At 63.7% G+C, this 7,642-nt stretch carries 4 protein-coding genes, 1 tRNA gene and 1 pseudogene; 2 read left to right on the plus strand and 4 right to left on the minus strand.

Going from position 1 to position 7,642, the window contains the following annotated elements; translation table 11 throughout:
* The first annotated feature begins 195 nt into the window (after window positions 1-195).
* Window positions 196-378 (plus strand): hypothetical protein, encoded by a 183-nt coding sequence (locus XI03_RS08200; RefSeq protein ID WP_271591842.1) that lies wholly within the window; start codon window positions 196-198, stop codon window positions 376-378.
* Window positions 379-519: 141 nt separating this feature from the next.
* Here XI03_RS08200 and XI03_RS08205 read toward each other — a convergent pair whose 3' ends face one another.
* The 4 genes from XI03_RS08205 to XI03_RS08220 all read right to left on the minus strand — a co-directional run bounded on the left by XI03_RS08205 (window position 520) and on the right by XI03_RS08220 (window position 5,280).
* Window positions 520-2,322 (minus strand): ATP-dependent helicase, encoded by a 1,803-nt coding sequence (locus XI03_RS08205; RefSeq protein ID WP_271591843.1) that lies wholly within the window; start codon window positions 2,320-2,322, stop codon window positions 520-522.
* Complete coding sequence (locus XI03_RS08210; RefSeq protein ID WP_271591844.1) at window positions 2,291-4,072, minus strand: ATP-dependent nuclease; 1,782 nt, start codon at window positions 4,070-4,072, stop codon at window positions 2,291-2,293. The genes XI03_RS08205 and XI03_RS08210 overlap by 32 nt, the downstream gene beginning before the upstream one ends.
* Before the next feature lie 324 nt (window positions 4,073-4,396).
* A tRNA-His gene (locus XI03_RS08215) sits at window positions 4,397-4,473 on the minus strand.
* A 372-nt stretch (window positions 4,474-4,845) separates the two neighbouring features.
* On the minus strand, window positions 4,846-5,280 hold the full coding sequence (locus XI03_RS08220) for a phasin (RefSeq protein WP_018318275.1): 435 nt from the start codon (window positions 5,278-5,280) through the stop codon (window positions 4,846-4,848).
* Between the two features lie 576 nt (window positions 5,281-5,856).
* On the opposite strand from XI03_RS08220, the pseudogene XI03_RS08225 reads away from it, so the two are divergent.
* A pseudogene (locus tag XI03_RS08225) lies at window positions 5,857-7,642 on the plus strand (PAS domain-containing sensor histidine kinase); the annotation flags it as partial.

The raw sequence follows: 7,642 nt of genomic DNA on the forward strand, positions 1-7,642 counted from the left end.
CGATAGCAATCGACCATGATCTCGGCAGAGAAGTCGAAGAGGTGTCGCGTTCAGCTAGGCTCCGGCGCCGACCCTGTTCGCAATGCAAATGATCGCGACGCGTTCGGGAAGTGGTCCACAGCCTGGGCTTGATCGCTAGCCGCGACTCGCCGTATCTGGGTCAGCCTAACATCAACCAACCGATCCATTCATCAAATGAAGACCAACAGGATGCCGACGGACGGTTTCGCGCTGCTCGTCGACGGACTCGTGAAGACCGAATTCGAAATCCGCGAAGGCGCGCAGCGGGGTGCTTCGGATTTGAAGCAGCGCTTCCCCTCCCTGAAGATCGGTATTTATGACGCCGTCGCAAAGCGGGCCGAGCCGGTCGAAGCCTAACGGCTTTCCGGACTCATCGGCGTCCAGATCGGATGATCCACGAGCGATCGACGAATCTGGATCCCTTCCAAGTAGCGACCGCGACGGCACGACGAGCCGAATCGCAATGCGGCAGATCGCTGGGAGATCGGGAAGCAGGAATCAACCCTCGATCCTCTCGGCGAGTTCGCAGACCCAAGGTGACGGGTGATGCTCCTGAAACACCAAACTCAGCGACTTCCTCGGACGCGTGACGCCGACGTAGAAACTACGGCGCGCCTCGCGGAGACTATGTGCGGATTTCTTGTCCTTGTAGCTCGGTAGATCCGCAGCGTTGACGCCGAACATGACGACCGCGTCGAACTCCCGGCCTTTTGCGCTGTGCAACGTCGTCAAGGTGACGCGGCCCGATCCCTCGATACGACCGGCGAAACGATCGAGGGACATATCGAGATCGTCCGCAGGATCGGTGTTCGAAATCATCTCCGAGCACACATCCCAATCCGACTCCGAATTGCGAGATATGTCACGCCACGGCGCGATGAGTTCGTCATCGCACCGCTGAAGCCAGACGTGCGTGCTCTCGGTCGAGCCGATTGATGAGTTCAAAAACCCGATGAGCCGATCAGAGAGATCTTGCATTTCTTGCTCGCTCGCATCTCCACCGTAGACGAACGCGCCAGCGCGAGCGAGCAACCGGCTGTAGCGCGGCTCGGCCGACCGCCAGCCGCCGGTCGCCCATTTCGCACAGTCTTCGATGAAGCAGGCGAGCCGCGAACTCCGACGAACCAGCCCCTTCGGGTCCGCCCGAACGAACGGTATATCAGCTTGTCTCAGCGCATCCGCGACCTTGTCGCCGAGCCAAGAGGCCCGATACAGAACCGCGATCTCGCCCAGCGAGATTCCTGTCTCGATGATGTCCGGGATAATGCTCGTGGCGATCTCTTCTGCCTGCTCGTCGAGCCCGTGCGGAACCTCGTAGAACGAGATCTCACCGTCCGGCGCCCCCTCGATCTCCTGATAATCGCGGTCCTCCCCGAGCGCGCCCATGGACGCCCGAATGATCCGTTTGCCCGATCGATAGTTGAAGCGCAGCTTGATGGTCTTGATGTCCGCGCGATCCGTCAGACCTTCCAATAGCTCGGGGTTGGCACCGTTGAAACCGTATATGGATTGATCGACGTCACCGACCGCGAACAACCTGATGCCTCCGCCGAAGCAGAGCAGGAGCACGAGTTCGTGGAGGGCATGGCCAAGATCTTGATATTCGTCCACGAACAGGATCGGGAAACGCGCCGCCACGGCGTCACGTATCCAATCGTGTTGCTTGATCATGCGGTACGCAAGAAGCGGCATATCATCGTAGTCGATAAGCCCAAGGCGTCTGAGCTCAGCTTCGTAGGCTTCGATGAAATCAGCGAGTTCGGGGTTCGATCCCCTCCATTCGGGGCCGGTGCGATCGACGTCGCGACGCCGCTTCTCGACAGCAAACTCCCAACGCTGATGCGGATTCTCGCCGCCTCCGATCGCCGCGGCGTGAGCGGTCTCCACCGCGGTGCGACACTCGGTGCGCGTCGCGACCCTGAAGTCGGGAGGTAGGCCGATGGAAACGCAGCGCGCGTAGGGCGAAACAACCTGGCTAAGCGCGAACCCGTGTACGGTCCCGATGAAAGCACGATTGCCAGGAGCGATACCTAGCTTCGCAAGTCTGGTTTCCAGCTCGGCGACGCACTCGTTGCTGTAGGTGATGCAGGCAACGCCGCGCGGATCGACAACATCTTCGATAATGGCCCGCGCCATGGCCGTCGTGAGCGTCTTGGTCTTGCCGCTGCCAGGACCGGCCAAGACGACGCAATGCCCCTTCTCACCAACCGCGGCCGATTGCTCGGGATTGCCCGCTAGTTCGTCGAGCGCTTTCAGAAGTCTGCGCGCGTCAGACACGGTCGGCCACATGTTCGATGGCATCGGCGATGTATCCGGGCGGCGTAAGCCCGACCATCTTCTTGCCGAGCCGCGATGCCAATCGCCCTTTGCCGATATCCGCGATCATGGCGAGCAGTTGCGTAGGATCGACAGCGACCGTGCCTTTACGCCATGCGGCGATGCGGCGGGTCCGGGTGGATCCGAAACCTTGCTCATCGAGAATGTCGAGCAATGGCTTCAGAAGCGCCGGCGTATTCGCAACCGACACCTCGAACGTGCGGTCGTTCAGAAAGACGCCCGTTTTGGTCGACTGCTTCGCGAAGTAGGCGTGGTCTTTGGTTTCCAAGGTAGCCCGCTTGCTCGACGTCATCGCAGGCTTTCCCCTGATCGCGAGCATGACCTGCAATAGATCGAGCGTGCGCTTCCGGCCCAACGGCGGCTTCAAACCGTCGAGCGGATCCCAATCCGTGATGACGGCGTAAGGCAGGTTCAACGACTCGGCGAGCTTCACGTATGGGGCGAAGTTGACGCCGGCCACGTTGCAGACCGTGATCCCGAGCTCGTCCAGCGGTCGGCTCAGCGACTGCGCGAAGACCGGTACCAACGCCTCCTCGGCATCGCCTTCCACGAAAAGCACGCCCCGCGCGAACAGCAACTCCGCCCGCGTCGCGTTCAGATAGCTCTCCAGATCGTCGAGCTCGTCGCCGCTCACGGGCAATTCCGCCAGCGAAAACGCTTCCGTGGCGCCGTCCCGAATTCTCAACTGCACGATCGAGCGCAACGGCGTGACGGCCGCCAAGGTGGGCGAATGGCTGGTAACGATGATCGCTTGCGCGGGATCTTTAGCGCCGAACAGTTTCTTGAAGACGGATCGTTGCAACTGCGGGTGCAGATGCGCCTCCGGCTCCTCGATGCACAGCAGCGAAAAATTCCGATCGTTCTTCTTGCGGCGCCACGCGAACTCGGCGAGCTTGAGCGCGAGAAGCGCGACGTTGGCCGATCCGAGGCTCGCCTCGGCAATACCGCGTTTGCCCCCGTCGATGAACATCGCGATCGCACGGAAAAGCCGGAGAGGATCGGATGGCGCGAACCTCAATCTGGCGTCGATATCGTGCGCCTTCCCCGACAGGCGAAGGATACCGGCCCTCAGATCGTCCTCGAGAGCCTTTATCGTCGGAAAGCTTTCCAGTGCCTTGGTGGCCTTGTCGAGCTCCGCGGCGACCGCATCGACATCGGCCGACGGAACGGCAGAGATCGCCTCCTCCAACAGATGGCGGAGCGGCGAGCTACGCCAAGTGGCAAGCTGTCCCTCGGCGTCTCGCAGCGCATCCAGCACGTCGATCGCGACCCTCCGCCGGACACGGCCAGGCACCGGACGCGTTTCGTCGCCGCCGCCAAAGACCACGAAATCGAAGTCGGCGCTGGTCTCCGGCCCACCGGACATACCGGCCTTCTGGCGGAAGACGTAGCTCAAGCTGACGGTCATCGGATCACGGGCGGTCCGGAAGTCCGTCAGCAATGCGACTAGCGCCGGGTCCCCCGCGAAGTCGGTGAACTCCAGGTGCACCTCGATCGGATCATCGTAGGTCGCTGCGCAGCCGTCCCAGAAGTCCGACAACCTGAGCTGACGAGCGGAGTCCGGCAACGTCGGATCGAGGACAAGGCGTATCGCGAACAGGAGATTGCTTTTGCCGACCCGGTTCTCGCCCAGGAACACGACGTTGCCGGACAGAGGCACGTCGACCGCTTCGAAATTCCTGAAGTTGCGAATGCTCAATCTGGAGAGACGCATCGGCTCGGCCCTACCCGCGTGATCCCTTCGATTACCGCTTAGCGCCGGGAATTCGGCATGCGGCGGCGGCGCGCTATGGATTTAACGCACTGACAATTCCGATATCAGGGATGAGAATGCAATACTGGACACGAACGCGACCCGCGCACTCAGCATGTCCGTAAGTAGTTGATTTTCTGGCGCTCCCTAGGGGAATCGAACCCCTGTTTCAGCCTTGAGAGGGCATCCGGCGCGAGTCCGTTCGTTTTCCTTCTCTCGTGGTAGCTATCTGGTAGCTACAACAGTCCGCACCGGTCAATGGTCTCCGTAAGCACTTGATTTGTTTGGTACAGTTGGGTGGGCTCGAACCACCGACCTCCTGTTCCACAGACAGGCGCTCTAACCAACTGAGCTACAACTGCATCCTGGCGAGCCGCCCTCGGGGCTACCTGAAAAGGCCGTCGACCTAGGGGGGCTGGACGGGGCGGAAACTAGGTGCAACGGCCCGGTTTGGCAAGGCCGCAATGGGGCGAAAAACCGGGTGAGATCGCCGTCGATGCGACGAAATCGGGCTTGATGGCGGGCATCGAGGGGTTGCGATGACTTTGCCGCTTAGGGCGGCAGTCCCCGGGCGGAGAGAACCTCACCCGTCGCCCGACGATGCTTCGCATCGCCCGGGCGCCGGCCTCTCCCGCATCCGCCTTCGCCAAGGCTTCGGCGGACAAGCGCGGGAGAGGCAAAGAAAAACCCGGGCGCTTGGCCCGGGTTTCGCCAGTTCAAACCTGCCTCACCGCTCAGGCGGCGGGCTTGTAGAACTTCGAGGCGCTGGCCTTGATCGGCTCGGCGGTCTCGGCGGCGACGCGCTGGGTCAGCTCGACCAGCTCCTTGGCCTGGGACTGGAAGGTCTCGAGCTGGGTGCGGGTGTGGCCGGTCCACAGCTCCAGCGCTTCCGCCGGCGACTTCAGGCCGAACAGCTGCTGGGCGAAGTCGAGCTGGGCGTTGCTGTTGGCCTTCATGAACTCCACCAGCTTGGCGGTATACTCGCTCGCGCCCTTGCTGGCCGAGGTGAACACGGCCTCGACGGTGCCGTTGTGGGTTTCGGCGGCGTCCTTGAACTTGGCGTAGCTTTCGCGGGCCTGCGACACGCCCTTTTCGGCGAACGCACGCATCTGCTCGGGGACCTCGAACGGAATGATCGAGGCAGAAAACGGATCAGTCGCACCTGTCATGGTTGTCCCTCACGATAATGAAAATGCAGTGAGCCTTCTGGCGCGCCCGCCGGCCCCCGGTCTGGGCCTTCACATTCAGCGGGTACGAAAGACTGGAAACGCGAAACAAAGAGATGGCTCGCCCAGCGCCCAGTATTATGGCTGCCTATCGTGTCAACATTGTGCAGCGCAATGCGCCAGCAGGGTGCATCGCGATATTTAATCTCGGTCAGGGCGAGGTTCCGGGTTGGGGGAACCGCGGGTTGAGGTGGGGTGGGTCGGGCTAGCCCGCTGTCATTCCGGGGCGCGACGAAGTCGCGAGCCCGGAATCCATTCCGCCCGTCTCTGCGGCCCGATGGATTCCGGGTTCGCGCTGAGCGCGCCCCGGAATGACGGCGGAGAACGCCTCGCCCCGAATCCCTTGGATGAACCGGGCGGCGGCTTGCGGGTTCGGGCTGATTAAGGTTATCGCGGCTTAGGGCCGCCGCCGGGGACCGGGGCCGTGGACCTGCCCGCGGGCGCGGGCGATACTAACCCTTTCTTAAGGCTGTCATTCCCGGCAGCCGCCAGCTTCAAGCGTGAGACACAGCCGGTCGGATGACGAGTTCGGATTTCCAGTTGCGAGGTGTGGGCGATCCCCGGCTGGCCGTGCATGCGACCTCGCAGCTAGCGACATGGCTGTGGTCGATCGACGGGACGCGCGTGCTGTGGGCCAATCCGGTCGGCGCAAAGCTGTTCGGCGCGGCGAACGGCGCGGCGCTTGCGGACAAAATGTTCGGCCCGGCCGACCCCCATCGCCGCCAGGTTGCCCGGCTTGCGCGGCAGCTGCCCGCGAATGGCGCTGTGCGGCTCGAACGTCTGCGCGGCTTCGGCGCCCGGTTCGGCACGCTGATGACCTGCGCCTGCGCCCGGCTCGACTTTGCCGATGGCGGACACGCGGTGCTCGTCACCGCGATGGACCCGACCTTGCGCGCCATGCCGCTGGTCGAGCGGCTGCATCGCCTGGTCGAAGGCGTGAAAATGCCGATGGCGGCGTTCGCGCCCGACGGCCTGTTCGTCGGCGCCAGCGAGGCCGCCCGCTCCCTGCTCGGCTTCCGCGATCTCGGCGAGGCCGGCCTGGAACAGGCGCGCAACGATGCGCTGCGCGAGGGCCGCGTCGAAACGCCGATCGGCATCGGCCAGATGGTGCTGCAACGGGTCGGCCTAGGGGCCGATGTCGGCCTGATCGCGCTGATCGAGCCGGCCAGGCAAGCTGCGCCCGCGGCGGCCGTGCCCGAGAGCACGGCGGAAACCGCAAACGAGACGCCGGCTGAATCTGTGCAGCAGGCCGCGGCCATGCCGTGCGAGCCGCCACCGTCGCAGGACGGATCGGCCGGGATCTCGTTGTTCGATGCGTTCGCCGAGCCGATCGAGGCCGAACAGCCTGTTCGAGAACCAGTTCGCGAAACGCCGGACCAGAGCGCCGACATCGCGCCAAAGACTCCGGTTGAAAACCCGCATCAAGCCATCGTGTCGCCGCAGGCCGCGCCGATCACATCAGCCATGGTCGAGCCGCCGTCGGGCCAGGAATCGTCTGGCCGGGATTCGTCGGGCCAAGAATCGCCCGCACCGCGTCAGCATCCGCTGCGCTTCCTCTGGCAGATGGATGCAGAGGGCCGCTTTGTGCTTCTCTCCGACGAATTCATCCGCCTGATCGGCGCGCGCACCGCCGCCGGCTTCGGCCGCCTTTGGCGCGAGATCGCCGAGCAATTCTCGCTCGATCCTGATGGCCGCGTCGCAGAGGCGCTTGCAAGCCACGACACCTGGGCCGGGATCACAGTGAACTGGCCGGCTGACGGCGGCGAGCATCTGCCGGTCGAGCTCGCGGGCCTGCCGGTCTACGACCAGTCGCGCAACTTTGCCGGCTTCAAGGGCTTTGGCGTCTGCCGCGATCTCGACGGCCTCAACCGCCTGGAAGCACTCAGGCGCTTCGAGACGGTGACCGAACCGCCGGCGCAGCACGGCCCGTCTGCCGAACTGGTCGCGCCCGAGGCCGAGCCGCCCGCGGAGGCGCCGCCTCCGCCGATCGAGCCGCCCGCAGCCGAGCCCGAGCCAACACCCGAACCTGAACTGCTAGAGCCCACCAGCGACGCGAATTCACATCCAACCGATCCGGACATTTCAGTGGAAACGCCAGTCGAAACCCCTCCGAATGTCGTGCCGTTCCGCCCGCACGGCGACGTCAGATCACTCAGTGATCAGAGATCGCCGACGCTGACGCCGGTCGAGAACAGCGCGTTCAACGAGCTCGCCCGGCAATTGTCCGAGCGCCTCGAACGCGAGCGCGAGACGATCGCGGCAGAAGGCGCCGAGCCTGTGGCGGAGATCACCAACGAGCCGCCGG

It is taken from the genome of Bradyrhizobium sp. CCBAU 65884 (assembly GCF_028128835.1).
GTDB classification, from domain to species: Bacteria; Pseudomonadota; Alphaproteobacteria; order Rhizobiales; family Xanthobacteraceae; genus Bradyrhizobium; species Bradyrhizobium ottawaense.

Excerpts from the sequence above, each read along its gene's own strand:
- XI03_RS08200 (WP_271591842.1), top strand. The coding sequence starts at position 196 with ATGAAGACCAACAGGATGCCGACGGACGGTTTCGCGCTGCTCGTCGAC.
- XI03_RS08205 (WP_271591843.1), bottom strand. The coding sequence starts at position 2,322 with ATGCCATCGAACATGTGGCCGACCGTGTCTGACGCGCGCAGACTTCTG.
- XI03_RS08210 (WP_271591844.1), bottom strand. The coding sequence starts at position 4,072 with ATGCGTCTCTCCAGATTGAGCATTCGCAACTTCAGGAATTTCGAAGCG.
- XI03_RS08220 (WP_018318275.1), bottom strand. The coding sequence starts at position 5,280 with ATGACAGGTGCGACTGATCCGTTTTCTGCCTCGATCATTCCGTTCGAG.